The organism is Campylobacter novaezeelandiae, from assembly GCF_004323845.1.
In the GTDB taxonomy this organism is placed as follows: domain Bacteria; phylum Campylobacterota; class Campylobacteria; order Campylobacterales; family Campylobacteraceae; genus Campylobacter_D; species Campylobacter_D novaezeelandiae.
Genome location: NZ_QPGR01000010.1, coordinates 18,188 through 38,414, shown reverse-complemented (window position 1 = coordinate 38,414; position 20,227 = coordinate 18,188). Strand labels below are relative to the sequence as shown.

The 20,227-nt window shown below is 27.0% G+C and carries 20 protein-coding genes; 11 read left to right on the top strand and 9 right to left on the bottom strand.

Translation table 11 applies throughout. The features are described 5' to 3' along the window. Positions 1-93 precede the first annotated feature (93 nt). The 4 genes from DU473_RS05855 (at position 94) to DU473_RS05840 (ending at position 4,770) form a co-directional block, all read left to right on the top strand. Positions 94-2,109, top strand: a complete 2,016-nt coding sequence (locus DU473_RS05855) for an ATP-dependent helicase (protein ID WP_131163853.1) — start codon at positions 94-96, stop codon at positions 2,107-2,109. 50 nt (positions 2,110-2,159) lie between these two features. Beyond that, positions 2,160-2,900 (top strand): extracellular solute-binding protein, encoded by a 741-nt coding sequence (locus DU473_RS05850; protein ID WP_131186699.1) that lies wholly within the window; start codon positions 2,160-2,162, stop codon positions 2,898-2,900. 105 nt (positions 2,901-3,005) lie between these two features. After that, positions 3,006-3,506: a thiol peroxidase gene (gene tpx / locus DU473_RS05845; RefSeq protein ID WP_131163855.1), complete on the top strand. Its 501-nt coding sequence runs from the start codon at positions 3,006-3,008 to the stop codon at positions 3,504-3,506. A gap of 109 nt (positions 3,507-3,615) precedes the next feature. Further along, positions 3,616-4,770, top strand: a complete 1,155-nt coding sequence (locus DU473_RS05840; RefSeq protein ID WP_131186698.1) for an MFS transporter — start codon at positions 3,616-3,618, stop codon at positions 4,768-4,770. Here the strand turns inward: DU473_RS05840 and DU473_RS05835 are convergent. Genes DU473_RS05835 through rplI form a run of 7 tightly spaced genes read right to left on the bottom strand, consistent with a single transcriptional unit; the run spans position 4,760 to position 11,389 of the window. Further along, positions 4,760-6,529 carry an aminopeptidase P family protein gene (locus DU473_RS05835; RefSeq protein ID WP_131186697.1) on the bottom strand — a complete coding sequence of 590 codons (1,770 nt, stop codon included), beginning with the start codon at positions 6,527-6,529 and terminating at the stop codon, positions 4,760-4,762. The two genes, DU473_RS05840 and DU473_RS05835, sit on opposite strands and share 11 nt — an antisense overlap. A 10-nt stretch (positions 6,530-6,539) precedes the next feature. After that, positions 6,540-7,088, bottom strand: a complete 549-nt coding sequence (locus DU473_RS05830) for a hypothetical protein (RefSeq protein ID WP_131163858.1) — start codon at positions 7,086-7,088, stop codon at positions 6,540-6,542. Beyond that, positions 7,081-8,232 carry a hypothetical protein gene (locus DU473_RS05825; RefSeq protein ID WP_131186696.1) on the bottom strand — a complete coding sequence of 384 codons (1,152 nt, stop codon included), beginning with the start codon at positions 8,230-8,232 and terminating at the stop codon, positions 7,081-7,083. The genes DU473_RS05830 and DU473_RS05825 overlap by 8 nt, the downstream gene beginning before the upstream one ends. Further along, positions 8,219-9,091 (bottom strand): GTPase Era, encoded by an 873-nt coding sequence (gene era, locus DU473_RS05820; RefSeq protein WP_131186695.1) that lies wholly within the window; start codon positions 9,089-9,091, stop codon positions 8,219-8,221. The genes DU473_RS05825 and era overlap by 14 nt, the downstream gene beginning before the upstream one ends. Further along, positions 9,088-10,407: an ATP-dependent protease ATPase subunit HslU gene (gene hslU, locus DU473_RS05815; protein WP_131163861.1), complete on the bottom strand. Its 1,320-nt coding sequence runs from the start codon at positions 10,405-10,407 to the stop codon at positions 9,088-9,090. Before hslU ends, era begins: the two co-directional genes overlap by 4 nt. Next, a complete protein-coding gene (gene hslV / locus DU473_RS05810) occupies positions 10,404-10,946 on the bottom strand; it encodes an ATP-dependent protease subunit HslV (protein WP_131163862.1) in 543 nt (180 codons plus the stop codon). The genes hslU and hslV overlap by 4 nt, the downstream gene beginning before the upstream one ends. After that, positions 10,946-11,389 (bottom strand): 50S ribosomal protein L9, encoded by a 444-nt coding sequence (rplI, locus tag DU473_RS05805; RefSeq protein WP_131165990.1) that lies wholly within the window; start codon positions 11,387-11,389, stop codon positions 10,946-10,948. The genes hslV and rplI overlap by 1 nt, the downstream gene beginning before the upstream one ends. A gap of 175 nt (positions 11,390-11,564) precedes the next feature. On the opposite strand from rplI, the gene DU473_RS05800 reads away from it, so the two are divergent. The 4 genes from DU473_RS05800 to DU473_RS05785 are packed head-to-tail and all read left to right on the top strand — an operon-like array spanning position 11,565 to position 14,188. Then, on the top strand, positions 11,565-11,813 hold the full coding sequence (locus DU473_RS05800) for an RNA-binding S4 domain-containing protein (protein ID WP_131163864.1): 249 nt from the start codon (positions 11,565-11,567) through the stop codon (positions 11,811-11,813). Beyond that, on the top strand, positions 11,807-12,214 hold the full coding sequence (gene tsaE, locus DU473_RS05795; RefSeq protein ID WP_131163865.1) for a tRNA (adenosine(37)-N6)-threonylcarbamoyltransferase complex ATPase subunit type 1 TsaE: 408 nt from the start codon (positions 11,807-11,809) through the stop codon (positions 12,212-12,214). The genes DU473_RS05800 and tsaE overlap by 7 nt, the downstream gene beginning before the upstream one ends. Then, positions 12,207-12,935, top strand: coding sequence for an LPS export ABC transporter ATP-binding protein (lptB, locus tag DU473_RS05790; protein ID WP_131163866.1), 729 nt, complete (start codon positions 12,207-12,209; stop codon positions 12,933-12,935). Before tsaE ends, lptB begins: the two co-directional genes overlap by 8 nt. A gap of 2 nt (positions 12,936-12,937) precedes the next feature. Beyond that, a complete protein-coding gene (locus DU473_RS05785; protein WP_131186694.1) occupies positions 12,938-14,188 on the top strand; it encodes an RNA polymerase factor sigma-54 in 1,251 nt (416 codons plus the stop codon). Between the two features lie 9 nt (positions 14,189-14,197). Here the strand turns inward: DU473_RS05785 and DU473_RS05780 are convergent, their stop codons facing one another. Continuing rightward, complete coding sequence (locus DU473_RS05780) at positions 14,198-15,136, bottom strand: NAD(P)-binding domain-containing protein (RefSeq protein ID WP_131165994.1); 939 nt, start codon at positions 15,134-15,136, stop codon at positions 14,198-14,200. A gap of 68 nt (positions 15,137-15,204) precedes the next feature. Here DU473_RS05780 and DU473_RS05775 point away from each other — a divergent pair, with 68 nt between their 5' ends. Continuing rightward, a complete protein-coding gene (locus tag DU473_RS05775; protein WP_131163869.1) occupies positions 15,205-16,437 on the top strand; it encodes a glutamate-5-semialdehyde dehydrogenase in 1,233 nt (410 codons plus the stop codon). 11 nt (positions 16,438-16,448) lie between these two features. Here the strand turns inward: DU473_RS05775 and DU473_RS05770 are convergent, their stop codons facing one another. Next, a complete protein-coding gene (locus DU473_RS05770; RefSeq protein WP_131163870.1) occupies positions 16,449-17,054 on the bottom strand; it encodes a nitroreductase family protein in 606 nt (201 codons plus the stop codon). 101 nt (positions 17,055-17,155) lie between these two features. Between DU473_RS05770 and DU473_RS05765 the strand changes: the two genes are divergently transcribed. Together DU473_RS05765 and DU473_RS05760 are read left to right on the top strand one after the other, a co-directional pair. Next, complete coding sequence (locus tag DU473_RS05765) at positions 17,156-18,301, top strand: efflux RND transporter periplasmic adaptor subunit (protein ID WP_131186693.1); 1,146 nt, start codon at positions 17,156-17,158, stop codon at positions 18,299-18,301. Next, entirely contained in the window at positions 18,301-20,226 is a 1,926-nt protein-coding gene (locus DU473_RS05760) for an ABC transporter permease (protein ID WP_131165996.1), read from the top strand. The genes DU473_RS05765 and DU473_RS05760 overlap by 1 nt, the downstream gene beginning before the upstream one ends. Position 20,227 lies beyond the last annotated feature (1 nt).

Below are 20,227 nucleotides of genomic sequence, written 5' to 3'. Positions count from 1 at the left end.
CGATATTGTACTATAATCTAATATAAAGTAATTTTAAATTTTTATGTTTTTAAGTAATTTTTTTTTATAATTTTAACTTTTATAAGGAAAATAATGCCGCTTTCAAAGTTAAATGATGAACAATATCTTGCTGCTACTACTAATTTTGGACATAATCTTATCATAGCAAGTGCAGGAACAGGAAAAACTTCTACAATTGTTGCAAGAATAGCTTATCTTTTAAAGCAAGACATTCAACCTGAAAAGATTATGCTTTTAACTTTTACAAATAAAGCAAGTAAAGAAATGATAAAACGTTTGGAAAAATTTTTTGATAAAAGTATCACAAAAAGAATTTTGGCAGGAACTTTTCATAGCGTAGCATATTCTTTACTTAAGCAAGAAAATAAAGATATACTTTTAAAGCAAAGTTCGGAATTAAAAATTTTACTTAAAAGCATATATGAAAAACGAACTTTTTCTCATTTAAGTGATATTAAGCCTTATCAATCAAGTTATCTTTATGATGTGTATTCTTTGTTTCAAAATAAAGCTTTTATGCAAGAATTTTATTATTGGTTTTGTCAAAATTATGAAGAACAAAGTATTTATGCTGAAATTTATGAAGATATTCTTAAAGAATACGAAGAAGAAAAAAAACGTTTTAATTATGTTGATTTTAATGATTTATTGATACATCTTAAAGAACTTATTAAAAATAAAAAATTTGAATTTGATGAGATTTTAGTAGATGAGTATCAAGATACTAATGCTTTGCAGAGTTCTTTAATAGAAGCTTTTTTATCAAAAAGTTTATTTTGTGTTGGAGATTATGATCAAAGTATTTATGCTTTTAATGGAGCTGATATTAATATTATAGGAGGATTTAAAGAACGTTTTAAAGATGCAAAAATCTTTTCTTTAAATAAAAATTATAGATCATCTAGAAGTATTCTAGCTTTAGCAAATAAGGTTATTTTAAACAATGAAAGACTTTATCCTAAGGAGCTAATTGTTACTAGAGATGATGAATTTAAGGCTCCGACTTTATTAAAATTCGAAGATTTAATTGAACAATATCAAAATATTGCAAAGATGATTTTAACTAGCGGCGTTTCTTTGGAAGAAATTGCAGTTATTTTTCGTAATAATTCTAGCGCTGATGGTATTGAGATAGCTTTAAAAGAACAAGGAATCGCCTGTGTTAGAAAGGGAAGCGCTAGTTTTTTTGAAAGCTTAGAAGTAAAAGCTTTTTGTTCTTTTCTTTCTTTAATTGTAAATCCTAAGGATATTATGGCTTTTATCCATCTTATAAGCTATTCTAAAGGTGTAGGGGGAGTTTTAGCAAAAGAGATTTTTGACTCATTGTTAAAACTAGGGCATGGAAATTTAATCAAGGGTTTTTTAAAGCCTGATAAAAATATTAATCTAAGCACTTCTGTAAGGAAAAGCTATGATCTTGGTCTTTTTTCAGACTTCAATGAGCTTGCTAATGAAAATCGCTTTGATTTAGAAAGTGAGTTTAACCACCATCCTGTATTAAAACTATCTAAAATTACAAAAGAATGTGCATTAAATTTAGAGAGACTTTATCTTTTTTTGAAAAATACACAAGAGCAAAAACATGCTATAGAAATAATCCATTTAATTTGCAAAAATTCTTTTTTTCTTGAAATTTGTGAAAGACTTGCAAATAAAAGAGCAACCAATAAAGATGGACAAATTGATCTTTTAAGAAAAAAAGAGAATTTAGAAAAAATTGATGCAAAGATTTTTATTTTAAAAGATTTAGCAAAAAAATATTCAGATATTTATAAATATTATAATTTTTTAGCCTTAGGTTCCAATGAAATGAATAATGGAAAAGGTGTTAATTTATTAAGCATACATGCGAGCAAGGGACTTGAATTTGATTTAGTCTTTGTAATAGATTTAGCACAAGGACGCTTTCCTAATCAAAAACTTATTTCAATGGGGGGAAGCTTAGAAGAAGAAAGAAGATTATTTTATGTTGCTGTTACTAGAGCTAAAAATATACTTTATTTAAGTTATGCAAAATATGATAAAAATAAAAAAACTTCTTTTACTCCTTCTTGTTTCTTATTTGAAGCAGGGCTTTGTAAGGATTAGTTAATTATAACTCGATAAAATCTTGTTTTAAATATTAATGAAAGGTTTAAATGAAAAAAATAATTATTTCAAGTTTAATAGCGGCAAGTTTTTTAAATGCTGAAATTTTAGTCTATGGTCCAGGAGGTCCAGCACCTGCTATAAAGGAACTTGCAAAAAAATTTGAAGAAAAGACAAAAGAAAAAGTTACTGTAATTGCGGGTCCAACTTCATCTTGGATTGATAAAGCAAAAGAAAATGCAGATTTAATTTATTCTGGTAATACTTCTATGATGGATGATTTTATTAAAAAAATTCCAAATTTGAGTTTGGAAAATTTAAATGTTTTAAATGTGCGTCCTTCAGGAATGATTGTGCGTCCAAATAATCCAAAAAATATTAAAAATTTTGATGATATTTTAAAAGATGGTGTCAATATAATGGTTGTAGACGGAGCTGGACAAGTAGGGCTTTATGAGGATATGGCTTTAAAAAGTGGCAAAAGAGAAAATCTTGTAAAATTGCGTAAAAATATTAAAATTTATGCTAAAAATTCTAAAGTCGCAATAGATGAATGGAATAATAATCAAGATATCGATGTTTTAATTATTTGGTCTCATTGGGCTAAGGCTTTAGGCGATAAAGCTTTATTTATAAAAGACAATAAAGTGGTAATTTACCGTGCAGCTGAAATAGCTCCAACCCAAAAAGGACTTCAAAATAAACAAGCTTTAGAATTTGTTAATTTTATACAAAGCAAAGAGGCGCAAAAAGTATGGAAAAAATATACTTGGAGAGCTGTAAAAAAATAATTATTTAAAAAAAGATAAATATTAAAAATAATTAAATTTATTTAAGATATAATTACTCTTAAAACATTAGATTAATTATGTTTTATTTTATAAAAAGGATAAATTATGAATTCAGTAAATTTCAAAGGTAGTTTAGTAAAATTAAAAGGCGATGCTTTAGAGGTAGGCGTAGCTGCACCAAAAGTAAAACTTAAAGCAAAAGATTTAAGTGAAGTTATTATAGCTGAAGAAGGAAAAACTCAGATTGTTTTAAGTCTCCCAAGTCTTGATACTCCAGTTTGCGCCACAGAAGCAAGAGAATTTAATCAAAAAATAGCTTCTTATCCAAATGCACAAGTTATAGTTGTAAGCATGGATCTACCTTTTGCAATGGGAAGATTTTGCTCTACAGAAGGAATTGATAATATTATAGTAGCAAGTGATTTTGTTGCAAAAGAATTTGGAGAAAAGTATGGTGTTTTAATTGCAGATGGTGCTTTAGAGGGTCTATTGGCTAGAGCTGTGTTTGTAATCAAAGAAGGTAAAATTGTTTATAAAGAATTAGTAAATGAAATTACAGAAATGCCAAATATTAAAGAATTAGATGCTTTCTTTCAAAATAATTAAATAAAAATTTAATTTATATGTTTTATTAATATCATATTAATAAAACATATTTAAGTTATTTTAGATAAAATTGCCCCTTTGAACCTTTAAATGATTGCGATATTATTCTATGTACAAAAAAATTTTTTGGCTTAATTTTTTTATAGTTATTGCTATAGCTTTTAATTTAAGAGCTCCTATAACTTCTATAGGTCCTGTTGTTGATACAATTAAAGAGTATTATTTTCTTAATTCTACCTTGGCTGGTATGCTTACCACTTTGCCTTTGTTTTCTTTTGGAATTATTTCTTTTTTTGTTGGATATTTTTCGCCTTTAAAAACTATGATAATTGGGATAATTCTTATCTTTATAGGAGAATTTTTAAGATCTTATACTGGATATTTTGGATTATTTTTAGGTATGTTGCTTGTAGGTTGTGGTATCGCTATTGCTAATGTATTATTGCCAAGTTTTATAAAAGAAAAATTTCCTAATAAAATTTCTTCCATGATGGGTGTTTATAGCCTAATGCTTAGTATTTCTTCTATAGCTGGTATTTTTTTGGCTATTCCTTTGCTTGATTTTTTGGGTATAAAGAGCTCAATGGCATTTTGGATGATTTTTGCTTTGTTGGCTTTAATTATTTATTATCCTCAAGCAAAAAATGGTCGTTTTTTGCGTTCTAAAAAGAAAATTAAAAAAAATATTAATCTTTTTAAAAATTCTACAGCCTGGAAAGTTACTTTTTTTATGGGGTTGCAAAGTTTTTTAGCATATAGTATTTTTTCTTGGTATATTCAATTTATTATAGAAAAAGGATATTCTAAAGAATTTGCTACACATATGATATTATTTGCTCAAATTATTGCTGTGCCTGTATCTTTATTTGGACCTTTGCTTTTAGGGAAAATTAAACCGCATTTTCATAGTATTTATATAGCTATTTTATGTACTTTGTATGTTATACCATTTGCTTTATTGTTCTTTTTTAATAGCAAAGAGATAATGATTTTAAGTTCTTTTTTTATAGGTTTTCCTTGGGGTGGCGTTTTTGGAATAGCTTTACTTTTTATAGCTCAAAAAAGTTCTAGCACACAAATTGCAACTAAACTTTCTTCTTTTGCGCAAGGTTTTGGATATCTTATAGCAGCACAAGCTCCTTGGTTAATAGGATTTATGCACGATAAATTTGGAAATTTTCAAAGTTCTATATTAATGCTTTTATTTGTGAGTATTTTGGTTAATATTTTTGGCTATTTAAGTTTAAAAAGTTCTAAAATTTAATAGGAGCTGTTTTTTTCTTTAGCCATTTTAGTTCTTTTACTTGAAGCTTTTTATGAAGTTTTTTGTAAACTTCTTTGTGATAATCATTAAGCCACTTTTTTTCTTTTGAATTTAATAATTTTAAATCAATGCATTTTTTTTCAAAAGGAAAAAGAGTTAGAGTTTTAAAATATAAATAATCTCCAAATTCTTGTTCTTTTGGTTTTTTAACATCTAAAATAATAGCTAAATTTTCAAGTCTTATTCCCCATTTATCTTTTCTATAGATACCAGGCTCTAAAGAGCTAATCATACCTTTTTTTGTCTGATGTTTAAAAGAAGGCATAGTTGTATACGAAAGATTTTGCGGACCTTCATGAACACTTAGAAAATATCCAACCCCATGACCACTTCCGTGGTTATAGTTTATTTGTTGTTGCCATAAAGGTTTTCTTGTAATGCTATCAAGTAAAGGCATAGAAATATTTTTTGGAAAAATAGTAGTAGAAATTGAAATTAATGCCTTTAAGATCAAAGTATAATCTTTTTTTTGTTTAGCACTGATTTTTCCAATAGGAAAAACACGTGTAATATCTGTTGTCCCGTTTAAATATTGACCCCCAGAATCAATTAATAATAAGCCATTTTCTTTGATTAAAGATGAATTCTTTTCATCTGCTTTATAATGAATAATTGCCCCATTAGCATTAAAGCCTACAATATTGGCAAAACTATCGCTAATGTAATAAGGACTTTTAGAGCGAAATTCACTTAATTTTATTCCGATTTCAAATTCATTAAAACCTAGATGGATATTTTCTTCAAACCAAGAACAAAAACGACAAAGTGCTATACCATCTTCTATCATTGCTTTTTTAATGCAAGAGATTTCTTTTTCATCTTTGCATGATTTTAAATATGTGCTTGGATTTAAATCCTGTATGATTGTGATATTTTTTAGATCTTGAAGAAAAAAAGATGTTGTTTTATTAGGATCTATTAAGAGTGTTGTATTTTTTAGATTTTTGAGTTCTTTGTATATATTCTCATAGTTTTTAAGAATAATGCCTTCATTTTGTAGCTTATTTTTTAAAAAATGATTGAGTTTTTCTGGATTAATAAAAAATAAAATCTGCTGTTTTGTAATAAGCAAAAAACTAAAGAAAAGAGGGTTAAATTCTATATCTTTGCCTCTTAAATTTAAAATCCACGCTATATCATCAAGACTAGAAATAAAATGCGCATCAGCTCTTAATCGTTTCATTTCTTTGCGAATAAGAATAATCTTATCTTCTCTTGATAAAGAATAAAATTTTTTAGGATGCTCATAAATACTATAAGTTGGAAGTTCTGGTCGATTGATCCAAATTTTAGAAATTAAATCACTATGTATTAAATTGCAATATTTTTTTAAATCATTTTCAAGTGCTAAAGGAAGAGTTTTAAAATCAATGCCTATAGTTGTTTGAGGGTTACAGTATTCTTTTATCCAGTCTTTAAAAGTATGATTTGTATCTTGTTTTTTTAAAATAACCCCACTTTCTTTAAGTTCTTTTTGTGCTTGAAGCCAATATCTTCCATCTGTCCATAAAAATGCCTTATCATGTGTGAAAATAAGCACCCCATAAGAGCCTTTAAAACCACTCATAAAAGATATACATTGATAATGTTGTGTTAAATATTCTGATAAATGAGGATCAGAATTTAAAACTATATAAATATCGATTTTATTTTCTATCATGCTTTTTTGTAGTAGGCATATTTTTTGTTTATAAGTCATTGTCAAGCCTTTATTTTAAAATTATAAAATTAAGTGTTAATTTGAGTTCTAGGTTAATGCTTTTTAGATTTTCTATGTCAATGCTTTTTATATTTAAATAAAATTTTGAATTTTCCAAAGCTAGAATAAATTCCAACAAATTTTTAAAATCTCCTCTTGCTATTAGAAAAACATTGTATTTTTGTATATAATTAAATTCAGTATGTGAATTTTGAATATTTTCAAAAATAATATTATATTTCTTCGCTAAAATTTCTATTTCTTCAATATATTCTTCATAACTGTGTTTAAATTTATTTATTTGTTTATTGTACAGACTGATTTTTTCTGTTTGCTTTGCTAATATATCTTGTAATTCTTTTTGTTTTGTTTTTAAATTAGAAAGTTCTGTTTTTTGGTTGTATATATTTTGCTCATCAATACTTAATTCATCAATAAAAACAAAGAGAAATTCGTAAGTTTTAAAAGCAAGAAAAAATGCAAATATAACTAAAAAGATAAGAAGAAGAATTTTTTCTCTTAGATTTAAATTTTTAAATGAAATGTTTAAATCAATCATTTTTATAACCTAGAGAAATTTTTAACGCAGTTTCATCTTTGTCAATGATTTTAAATGAGGACTTATCATTGAATAGTTCTAGTGTTTTTTTGAAATTATCTTTATTGTAAAATGAAACCATAATAGTATAATTTGATAAGCTAAGAGTTAAAATTTGTATATTTTTTTGATTTAATAAAGAAATAAATTCAAAAAGGGTTCGTGTTTGATTATTAAGAATGAAATTTTTATTTAGCTCCAATAAGATGTTTTCATTTTGTTTTAACAAAAGCTTTTGATTATTAATCATAGAATTTAATTCTTGATTTTCTTGCTTTATATTATTATTTTGTTTAATAATTTTTTCAAATTCATAATTTAAATTTTGATTGTATTTTTTGGTTATTTGGCTTTCTTTATAAGATGGGTAATTTTTTAAAAATAAAATAGCTAAAGAAAAGCAATAACATAATAAAAAGAAAACAATAATCTTAAGATAAGGAGTAAAATTTGTTTTTGTTATCTTGATAAAATTTGCATCATTATCAAGATGCTTTTGTGCCAAAACGCTTAATTTTTCTAAAGCATTTTCTTTTAAAATATTTTCTAAATTTAAAAAAGGAATATCAATGTGTTTCATTAAAAATTGACTAAATTTGAATTGATCACGATGAAGAATAAAAATTTGAGTTTTATAATATTTTAAAAGTTCTAAAACACGACCTTGCTCAAAAAGGATTTCAAAAAAGAGTTTTTCTCTTTCATTTTGATTTTTTAAATTGATATCTTTAAGGCTAAATTGAGGTAAATTTTTGATTGTGCATAAATTTCCGTTTTGATAAAAAGTTAAAAAAGTAAAATTTTCATTGAAATTTATAAGTGCAAAATTTGATTCTTTGATTATTTTTTCATCAAATAATACTTTAAAAAGTAAAGGTTCTGGATAGCAAAACTTTAAAGAATTTAAATTTTCAATCAAAGTAAAAAAAATATGATAAGTATCATTTTGTTTAACAAAACTCATTTGATATTTAAAAGCTGGAGTGAGATTAAGTTCTTTTGTTGTATTTATAAACAAAGAGTCATTGTCAAATTCCCCTTGTTTTTGAGTATAAATTAGCTGATTAAAAGAAATAAAAGAGCCTTGGTTTTTACTCTTCTTCATTTAAAAGCTTTTTTATAAAGTTTTCATCTTTTTGCCAATTTTTTTTAATTTGAATAAAAAGTTTTAATAGAACTTTTTTTTGGGCAAGTTTTGAAATTTTAATTCTTGCGTCTTTTCCTATTCTTTTTAATGTTTTGCCTTCTTTTCCTATAATCATAGCTTTATGGGAATTTGTATCTGTGATAATATCTGCTTCGATGATTAAAAATTCATTTTTATCTTTGAGTTTTTTTATAAGAACTTCACTACAATAAGGAAGTTCTTCGCTTAAATTCTCATATACAGCTTCTAAAATAAAATCTCTATAAAGATCTTTTTCATTGCTTGTGGTTAGAAACTGAGGATCATAAAAATATTCATGTTCTGGTAAATATTTAATGATTTCATCTAATAGAATTTTCTTATAAGATTTTTTCTTTGAAGAATAAGGAATAACAGCTTTAAAGGTGTTAAATTGATTATATTCGTTTAATTTCTGCAATAACTGCATATTGTTTATTAAGTCTACTTTGTTGATTACTATGATGTGTGGTACTTTAGGGCTTAGACTTAAAAAATCTTCATAATCTTTAATAGGATCAAAAACACTTGCTACAAATAAAATAAGATCACAATCACTTATAGATTTAATAGCACTTTGAACTAACATTTGATTTATTTTTTGAGAACTTTTATGAAGACCGGGTGTATCCACGATAATAATTTGATCATTACCGTGCATTACAATAGCTTTTATTTTGCGTCTTGTTGCGTTTTGTTTGTGAGAGACTAAGGTAATTTTTTCTTCAAGCAAGGAATTAATTAAAGTGCTTTTCCCTGCATTTGTTCTACCAATAACACTCACAAAGCCTGATTTCACAAAATATACCTTGCTAAATCTTTATTTTCTATCACATTTTCTAATTTTTCTTTAACCATATTTTTATCTACTGTGAATTTTTTTCCAGCATACATATCAGCTTCAAAACTTAAATCTTCTAAAAGTTTTTCTATAACTGTATGTAAGCGTCTTGCTCCGATATCTTGCATTTCTTCATTGGCTTTTGAAGCAATTTTTGCTATTTCTTTTATAGCTTCATCATCAAATTCAAGCTCTAATTTTTCGGTTTTTAAAAGCTCTATGTATTGTTTTAATAATGAATTTTTAGGTCGTGTTAAAATTTCATAAAGAGCTTTATCATCTAAACTATCAAGCTCAACTCTTAAAGGAAAGCGTCCTTGAAGTTCAGGAATTAAATCACTTGGTTTGCTTAAATGAAAAGCACCTGCAGCAATAAAAAGAATATGATCTGTTTTTAAAGTTCCAAGTTTTGTTTGCACGCTACTTCCTTCAACTATAGGAAGTAAGTCTCTTTGAACACCTTCTTTGCTTGGATCTTGTCTGCTTGAATTTCCGCTTGAAATTGCTATTTTATCAATTTCATCAATAAATATAATTCCTTCATTTTCTGCTCTTTTTAAAGCTTCGCTTTTAATACTTTCTTGATCAAGAATTTTATCACTTGCTTCATTTTTTAAGGCATTTTTAGCGTCTTTAATTTTCATTTCTTTTTTTACTTTTTTGCTTCCTACTCCAATAACCTTAACTATATCCTGCATTGCACCCATTTCAGGAGGTAGATTTGGATTAGTATCAAACATATTTTGAGAAACTTCTATCTCAATCATACTTTCGTCAAGATCTCCATTTCTAAGCTTAGTTCTCATTTTTTCAAAGCTATTTTTATATTCTTCTTGTTTTTCATCACTAACGCCTTTTGGCAAAGGAGGTAAGAGTTTTTCTAGAATTTTATCTTCAATAAATTGATCAATTTTTTCTTGATTTTTTTCCTTATGTTCATTTTTAACTAAATTTAAAGCCGCATTAGCTAAATCTCTCACCATACTTTCAACATCGCGTCCAACAAAACCAACTTCTGTATATTTGCTTGCTTCAATTTTGATAAATGGAAATCCCATCATTTTAGCCAATCTTCTTGCAATTTCGGTTTTTCCAACTCCAGTTGATCCTATCATAAGAATATTTTTTGGCATAATATCATCTTGAAGATCTGGAGTTAACTGCATTCTGCGATAACGATTTCTTAAAGCAATAGCTATAATTTTTTTTGCATTTTTTTGACCAATAATATAATCATCTAAAAAATGGACAATCTCTTTAGGAGTTAAATTCATTTTTCATCCTTTATGCAGTAAGTTTTAATGTTTGTATTGGTGTAAATACAAATTTCTCCAGCAATTTGAAGGCTTGATTTTACAAGCTCTTCTTCGTCTAAATTGCTATGTTTTGCTAATGCTCTAGCAGCCGATAAGGCATAATTTCCACCACTTCCAATGGCAGCAATAGCTCCATCTTCTGGTTCAACTACATCTCCAGTTCCTGAGAGTAAAAATATATGCTCTCTATCCAGCACTAGCATCATTGCTTCTAGTTTTCTTAAAAATTTATCTTTACGCCATTCTTTAGAGAAGTCGATTGCAGCTTTTAAAAGATCTCCTTTAGAGCTTTGAAGTAAATTTTCAAACATATCAAAAAGATTGAAAGCATCAGCTGTACTTCCTGCAAAACCTGCCAAAACCTTTCCATTGTTAAGTTTTCGTATTTTTACAGCATTTGCTTTTAAAACTGTATTGCCAAAACTTACTTGTCCATCGCCTCCAATAACAGACTTATTTTTTCCTTTATAAGCTAAAATTGTAGTTGCATGAAACATTACTCAGCCTTTACATTGATATTAAATTGCGCATGGATACTATGTCCTAATTTCAAACTAACACTATGACATCCTAGGCTTTTTATTGTATCACACTCTAAAGTTTTTTTGTCAATTTCAATATTTTTTTGTTCTTTTAAGGCATGTGCTATTTCATCTTTAGTAACTCCGCCAAATAAATTCCCATTTGCTCCGACCGGTTTTACAATTTCAATAGTAATTTTGCTTAATTCTTCTTTTAGTTTTTCTAAATTTGCTAATTCAAATCTTAAATTTTCAGCTTCTTTTTTCTTTTGAGCTTCGTATTTTCTTAAAACTTCTGTTGTAGCTAGTTTAGCGTAACCTTTTCCTATAAGAAAGTTTTGTCCATATCCATCTTTTACTTCTTTTATTTCTCCTGCTTTGCCTAAGCTTTTTACATCTTTTATGAGTAAAACTTTCATAAGTATTCCTTAATGTTTTGATTTTTAACAATATTAGGATAAATTTTATTATTTTTCTCTTTAAAGTCTACTTTCTATACAGAAAATATTAATTTTTATTATTTTGTTTGGGTAAAATTTTTAAATACAAGCATTTTTTGTTCCAAAATATATTTTTTTTGATATAATTTGAAGTATGAGAATAGATAAATTTTTAAACGTAGTAAATATTACAAAAAGACGTGCTATTTCTGAAGATATGTGTAAAAATGGTGTAGTTTCTATTAATGGGAATGTAGTTAAAGCAAGCAAAGAAGTAAAAATCAATGATATTATTTCTTTGCATTTTAATAATGGGATTCAAAGTTACAAAGTTTTAGCTATTCCCACAACAAAAAATATCCCCAAATCATCACAAAATGAGTATGTGACTAAAATATGCTAGAGATGATTTTAAAACAAAACGAGCTTAATCAGCTTTTTAGACATTTGCCCAAGGAGGGTGTAATTTTAATTAAGGGTGATTTAGCAAGTGGAAAAACGACTTTGGTTAAAGAATTTGTAAATTATTTAGGCATTAAGGATTTGGTTGATTCTCCTACTTTTTCTATAATGCAAAAGTATTTCAATGATCAATATATAGTTTATCATTATGATATTTATCAAAAAGGTTTTAAGTCATTATTAGATAATGCTTTGATAGAAAATTTTTTTGAAAATGCTTTGCACTTGGTGGAATGGGGTGATGAAAATTTAAAAAACTGCCTCGAACGTTTTGGAAAAAAAAGCATTTTTATAGAAATTGAATTATTTAAAGATAAGAGAAAGTATAAGATTTATGAGTAAGCTAGAAATTCTTAATTTAGAAAAAGTAATTAAAAAAACTAAAATTATTCATAGTGTTTCTTTGGAGCTAAATAGCGGTGAAGTTGTTGGTCTTTTAGGGCCTAATGGGGCTGGAAAAACGACAACTTTTTATATGATTTGTGGATTAATTCCGCCTAGTAATGGTCAAGTTTTACTTGATTCAAAGGATATCACAAAGGATCCATTAAACAAAAGAGCTAGACAAGGAATTGGTTATTTACCACAGGAAAGTAGTATTTTTAAAGATTTAAGCGTGGAGGATAATTTACTTTTAGCGGCACAAGTTTTTTATAAAGATAAAAAAATTTTAAAAGAAAAAGTAGAGCAAATGTTGGAGCTTTTAAGTATAGAGCCTATTCGTTTAAGAAAAGGATTAAGTCTTAGTGGAGGCGAGAGAAGAAGATGTGAAATTGCAAGATCTTTAATATGTGATCCTAAATTTTTATTGCTTGATGAGCCTTTTGCTGGAGTTGATCCCATTGCTGTTGCTGAAATTCAAAATTTGATTAATGAGCTTAAAAGCTTAAATATTGGTGTTTTAATTACAGATCATAATGTAAGAGAAACTTTGGCAATTTGTGATAGGGCTTATGTTATTAAATCAGGCGCATTATTGGCTAGCGGTAGTGCTAAGGAAATAGCGTATAATAAAGATGTGATCAAACATTATTTAGGAACAGAGTTTAAATTCTTGGATTAAGTATGTTAAAGCAAAAATTAGCTCCAAAAAATAAGCTTTCTCAGACTTTAAGAAGTTGGTTGCCTATTTTACAAGCAAATATTGAAGATTTAAAAGAAAATTTAGATGAGTTTAGCAAGGAAAATCCTTTTATTAATATCAAAGAAAATGTTAATACACAAGCTAATAATAAAAATTATATAGATTATTTTTATAAAAATTCTACTCAAGCACAAAATCTTCAACATATGGCTATAACGCAGAAAAGTGTTTATGAAATTTTAAATGAACAAATCATTCCGCCTTTATTTCCTACGGAGAAATCTCAAAAAATTGCATATAAAATTATAGAATGTTTAAATCATGAAGGATATTTTGAATTTGATGAAGAGCTTTTAAAAGAGTGGAGCCAAAGTGAAATTGAAAATGTAAGATTAAGATTTAAATTTTTAGAACCCATAGGGGTGGGAGCAAAAGACTATAAAGAAGCATTTTTATTTGCTTTGGATAATTTAGATATTAATAATGAGCTTTACGAATTTTGTAAAATTTTGATTAAAGATTTTGAAAATATAGGATCTTATACAAAAGAAAAACTTTATAAGGAGGCAATAGTTTTAATCCGAAAATTTAGCATACCTCCTTTTATCGAATATTTTGAAGATAGCAGACAAATAGTTCCTGATATTTTTATTTTCAGGGAAAATGATGAGATAAAAGTTAAAATAAATGATGAATATTATCCAGAAATATTTTTAGAAACCGATGGAATGAGTCATGAATTTTTAAGTGCTTATATCAAGGAAGCCAAAAATTTGATTGATGCTTTAGCTATGAGAAAAGCAACTCTTTATAAAATAGGACTTATGATAGTAGAATATCAATACGATTTTTTCTTGGGTAAAGAAATTAAGCCTATGACTTTAAAAAATATTGCAGATGATTTAGAACGTAATACTTCTACTATTTCAAGGGCAATTGCAAATAAATATTTAAGCTGTGAAAGAGGTCTTATACCTTTAAAAGACTTTTTTACTATCGCTTTAGATGAAAATGGTGAAACATCAAATACGAGTGTAAAAGAATTTATTGTAAATTTAATTAAAAATGAAAGCAAAAAAAAGCCTTTAAGCGATCTTAAAATTCTAGAATTGATACAAAAAGAATTTAAAATTGATATAGGAAGAAGGACAATAACAAAATACAGAAAACAACTTGATATTGGAAGTTCTAGCGAGAGAAAAAAAATCTATGAGCTTGAAGGTGCTAAATAATCTTTAAGATTATTTAAGCACGGAAATGATTTTAGCTGCATCATTTAGACCGCAAACTATGCTAGCACCATTTTTTGTTGTTATATCTCCTGCAAGAAAAATTCCTTTAATATTACTTTCTTTATTTTCATTCATCAAAGGTATTCCTTTATCATCAACATTAACACCGCATTTTTGTAAAAAATCAACCGGAGTTGAACCGCCAATAGCATAAATTATACGATCATAAATTTCAAAAGTTCCATCATTAAATTTCACTTTAGCCTTAGAATTTTCATCTTCTACTTCTAGAATATCAACACCCAATTTTAATAATAATTTATTTTGATTTGCTGCACTTTCTATATCGTTTAAATTGGTATCATTTAATCTTGTAAATTTATCTTTTCTATAGCAAAGACAAACTTGATTTTTGCTAGCTAAATCAACAGCATATTCTGCTGCAGAATTTCCTCCCCCAACAATGAGAATCTTTTCATTGTTTTGAACATTATTAGCATTAAAATTAATTATTTTAGTAAGTGTAGGAGGTAGTTTATAATCAGGTTTATTAGGCTTACCCATTCTTCCTATAGCAATAATAATATTTTGACATTCGTAAGTGTTTTTAGAAGTTGTTACTATAAAATTTTCTTTATCTTGCTTAACGCTTTCTACTTCGCTTGAAAATTCTATGCTAATATCATGCTCTTTTATTAAAGACTCAAAATTTTCTATAGTGCTTTCTTTTGTGCCGTCTTCAAAGCGAACATGACTATAATTTTCTCCTTCTAATCCTTTATAAGCCTTATCAACTCTTTTGCCGTCTTTATAAAATTGTCTTAGAGTTTGGCAAATTTCTTTTGTCTTTTCAAGAATTAAAACTTTTTTATTTTTTAATTTGGCCTCTATGGCACATCCAATTCCAGCAGGGCCAGCGCCAATAATAATTAAATCTAATTTTTCCACTTTTTTCCTTTTTTTGTTAAATATTTTTGTATAATTTAACAAGTTTTTTGTAAACAAAGGATTAAAGAATGAGAAATTTTGTTCAAAATATCAAAAAAAACTCTCAAAAACTTTACAATTTAAATCCTAAATTAAAAGAAAATATTATTTTAGATTTTGCAAAGATTTTAAAGGAAAATTCTAATTTTATTTTAGAAGAAAATTTAAAAGATTTGCATGATTTTAAAAAAGATGATGCCTTAAAAGATAGACTTTTATTAAATAAAAATCGCTTGGAGGATCTTTGCTTGAGTTTAGAGAAAATCGCTTATTTAAAAGATCCTATAGGAAGCATTATAGAAGGCTGGGTTAATGAAGATGGATTATTGATTCAAAAGATAAGAATTCCCATAGGTTTAATTTGTGTTATTTATGAGGCAAGACCTGCTTTAAGTGCTGAGATCATAGCTTTGATGCTTAAGAGTTCTAATGCTTGTATTTTAAAAGGAGGAAGTGAAGCAAAAAATACCAACGCAGCTATTTTTTCACTTATAAATAAAATATTAGAAAAATATCATTTAAATGATTGTTTTTCTATGCTTTTTAGTAAAGATGATGTGTATTCTATTTTAAAAATGGATGATTTAATTGATGTTATTATTCCAAGAGGAAGTTCTAAAATGATACAAGAGCTTTCTAAAAACACTAAAATTCCTTTAATAAAGCAAGATAAAGGTTTATGTCATATTTTTGTAGATTATAATGCTTCTTTAGAGCAAGCTGTAAATATTATCATAAATGCAAAATGTCAAAGAGTAAGTGTTTGTAATGCTTTAGAAACTTTATTGGTGCACGAAAGTGTTGCTAAAAATTTTTTTAAATTGCTTATCCCAAGGCTTGAGGAATTTAAAGTTAAAATTCATGTATGCAAAAATACATTTTCATTTTTTGAAAATTCAAATTTAGAATATATTTTGGCCGATGATGAAACTTTTTATACAGAATGGCTTGCTTATGAACTAAGTATTAAAATTGTAAAAGATTGCCAAGAAGCTATAGAGCATATTAATAAATATAGTTCTTATCACTCAGAAGCTATACTTTCTAATGATTTTAATAATATAGAAAAATTTAAAAAAACAATCCAATCAGCTTGTGTATATGTAAACGCTTCAACGCGTTTTAGTGATGGTTCTAAGTTTGGTTTTGGTGGAGAAGTTGGAATTTCTACCAATAAACTTCATGCTAGAGGCCCTATGGGTATTAATGAGATTTGTACTTATAAATATATTATTGATGGACAAGGACAAATTAGAATTTAAATGTAGTAAAATTATAAAAATTTTACTACTTCATCAAAGCTAAAGCGATTTTTAACAGGAATTTTCTCTTCTTCACTAATTCCTAAAGCTACAATTAAAGTAGCGCTTTCTTTTTGAGAATTTAAATTTAAATAAGAATTTAATTTTTCTTGATTAAATCCTCCTATGGTGCAAGAGTTTATTTTTAAAGCATTTGCTGCATAAAGTATACTTGCTAATGCTATATAAGCTTGCTCTCTTGAGTAGGCTATTTTTTGTTTTTCATCTAAAGAATTTAAAAATGGTTTATAAGTATTAATTCTTTTTTTAATTTCTTCTTCTGGCATATTTCTTGCTTTTAGTTTGTTTTCAAAATATTCATTAAAATCAAATCTTGATGTGATTATAATTAATGCTGTAGCTGTTTTAACATGATCTTGATGATTAGCGATTAAAGATATCTCCTCTAATTTCTTTTTATCTTGAATAACATAAAATTTCCAAGGTTCTAATCCCAAAGAACTTGGACTTAATCTTGCTATTTCTAAAATAGCTTTTAAATCTTCTTCTTTAATTGTTTTATTGCTAAATTTTCTACAAGAATACCTTGTTGTAAAAACTTCTAATTCTTTTTTCATTTTTTCTCCTTATATAATTTAATCGTATAGAAATTTATATTAAAATTCACATAAAATTTATTTTTATTAAATAGAATTAAGTTTATTTTTGAAGGTTTTAAATGAAATATAAAATTCTTTTTATTGTTTTGTTAATAGGTATTATTTTTGGAATTTATTATGGTGTTTTTTATACCAAAGATAAAGTTCAAGTTGTAACTCAAAAAATTCAAAGAAGCAATATTGAGCAAAGTATAGAAGCTGTTGGAAAGGTTTATGCCAAAGATCAAGTTGATGTGGGAGCTCAGGTAAGTGGGCAGATTATAAAACTTTATGTTAAAGTTGGAGATAAGGTTAAACAAGGTGATTTGATTGCTCAAATTGATAAAGATAAACAGCAAAATGATTTAGATATTACAAAAGCTAAACTTGAAAGTATAAAAGCAAGTTTAGAAAGTAAAAAAGTTGCCTTTGATATAGCAAGCAAGCAGTATCAAAGAGAGCAAAAGCTTTATGCTCAAAAAGCAACATCTTTAGAAAGTCTTGAAACTCTTAAAAACAATTATTATACGCTTAAAGCAGATGTTGCAGATTTAAATGCACAAGTTATCCAACTTGAAATTAGTCTTAAAAATGCTCAAAAAGATTTAGGATATACGACGATTAGGGCCCCAATAGATGGGTATATTATAAATGTTGCTGTTGATGAAGGACAAACTGTCAATGCCAATCAAAGCACCCCAACTATAGTTAAAATCGCAAATTTAGACGAAATGGAAGTTAGAATGGAGATTGCAGAAGCTGATATTAATAAAATAAAAATAGGAACAGAAGTTAATTTTGCAGTATTAAGCGATCCAGATAAAAAATATCAAGCTTTAATTTCAAGCATCGATCCAGCCGATACTGAGGTTAGCGATTCTAGTTCCTCTTCTAACTCTTCTAGCTCCTCTTCTAGTGCAATTTATTATTATGCTAAATTTTTTGTTCCTAATAAAAATAATTTTTTACGCATTGGAATGAGTATTCAAAATGAAATTATTATCCAAAGTGCTAAAAATGTTATTGTGGTGCCTACTTATACAATTTATAATGATGCCAATGGGTATTATGTAGAAATTTTAGAAAATGATAAAAAAATAAAAAAATACATTAAACTTGGAATTCACGATGCTATAAACACTGAAGTTTTAGAAGGTTTAAGCGAAAATGAAGAATTAATTATTTCTTTAGATTCTTTAGATAACACAAAAAAGATGAGAATGTGATGATACATCTTAAAAATATTTGCAAATTTATAAATCAAACTTGTATCTTAGATAATGTTAATTTAAACATAGAAAAAGGTGAATTTGTTGCTATTATAGGTCAAAGCGGTAGTGGCAAGACAACTTTATTGAATATTATTGGAACCCTTGATGAACCAAGCAAGGGGAGTTATATTTTTGAAAATTATGAAGTAACTTTATTGGATAAAGAGCAAAAAGCTAGATTAAGACGTGAAAAAATTGGTTTTATTTTTCAAAGATATAATCTTTTAAGTTTATTAAGCGCGGGCGAAAATATCGCTTTGCCCGCTATATATACAGGAAAAAAATTTCATCAAAGAAATCAAAGAGCAAGAGAGCTTTTATCTAGCTTGGAGTTAGAGCATAAATTTGATTTTAAACCAAATGAACTAAGTGGGGGACAACAGCAAAGAATTAGTATAGCAAGAGCTTTAATGAATGGTGGAGATTTGATTTTAGCAGATGAGCCAACTGGAGCTTTAGATAGTAAAAGCGGGATTAAAGTTCTTGAAATTTTACAAGAGCTTAATAAATTAGGTCATACTATTATTTTAGTAACACACGATAGAAGTATTGCAGCTAAAGCAGAAAGAATTATAGAAATTAAAGATGGAAAAATACTAAGTGATACCAAAAAAAATACTAAAGAATTTAAAATAAATTTAAAACCTTTTTCGAAAGAAATAAAAACATTTGATCTTTTAAGAAATCAGATTTTAGAAAGTTTTAAAATAGCTTTTTCGTCTATTATTGCACACAAATTAAGATCAATACTTACTATGTTAGGAATTATTATAGGTATTGCTTCTGTTGTATGTGTAATTGCCTTAGGTCTTGGCTCTCAAGAAAAAATTCTCTCATCTATTTCAAGACTTGGAACTAATACAATTGAGATTATCCCAGGAAGAGGATTTGGGGATTTAAGATCTGGAAAAACAAGACTTAATTTTAGTGATTTAAATACTTTAAGATCTTTAGAATATCTAGATGCAGTAGAGGCAAGAGCCACAACTTCTGGAGTAGTAACCTTTAAAAATACTTCTTTAAACGCAAGAGGCGAAGGAGTTGGCGTAAATCAGTTTAAAATTAAGGGTTTAAATTTAGAAGCTGGGACTTTGCTTAGCGAAGATGATATTAAAAATAGTTCCAATGTTGTTGTGCTTGATTATAATGCCAAAAAAAATATATTTAAAAATGAAGAAAGTAAAAATATTTTAGGTCGTATTGTTATTTTTGATGATCAACCTTTTAAGATTATAGGGGTCTTAAAGCAAGATACAAATAAATTTTTTGAAGATAATACAGTGCGTCTTTATATGCCTTATACAACTTTAATGAATAAATTAACCGGAGATAGGAATTTAAGAGAAATCATAGTAAAAGTTAAGGATAGCGTAAGCTCTTCTTTGGCCGAAAGTGCTGTGATTAGAATTTTAGAAATTAAACGCGGAAAAAAAGATTTTTTTACTATAAATTCAGATAGTATAAAAAAAGCTATAGAAGAAAATGAGCGCACCACAACCATTTTGACAGCATCTATTGCTATTATCGCTTTAATTGTCGGTGGTATAGGTGTTATGAATATTATGCTTGTTTCAGTTAGTGAAAGAACTAAAGAAATAGGAATTCGTATGGCTATAGGTGCTAGAAAAGAAGATATTTTGATGCAATTTTTAATAGAAGCAATAATGATATGTTTAGTCGGTGCTATTTTGGGGGTATTTTTATCCATAGCGATAGTTTTTGCTTTTAATACTTTTAGCGTTGATTTTCCTATGATACTTTCGAGTGGGTCTATTATTTTAGGTTTATTGAGTTCTATTTTAATTGGAATTATTTTCGGTTTTTTTCCAGCAAAAAATGCTGCCAATTTAAATCCTATCAATGCTTTATCTAAGGAATAAA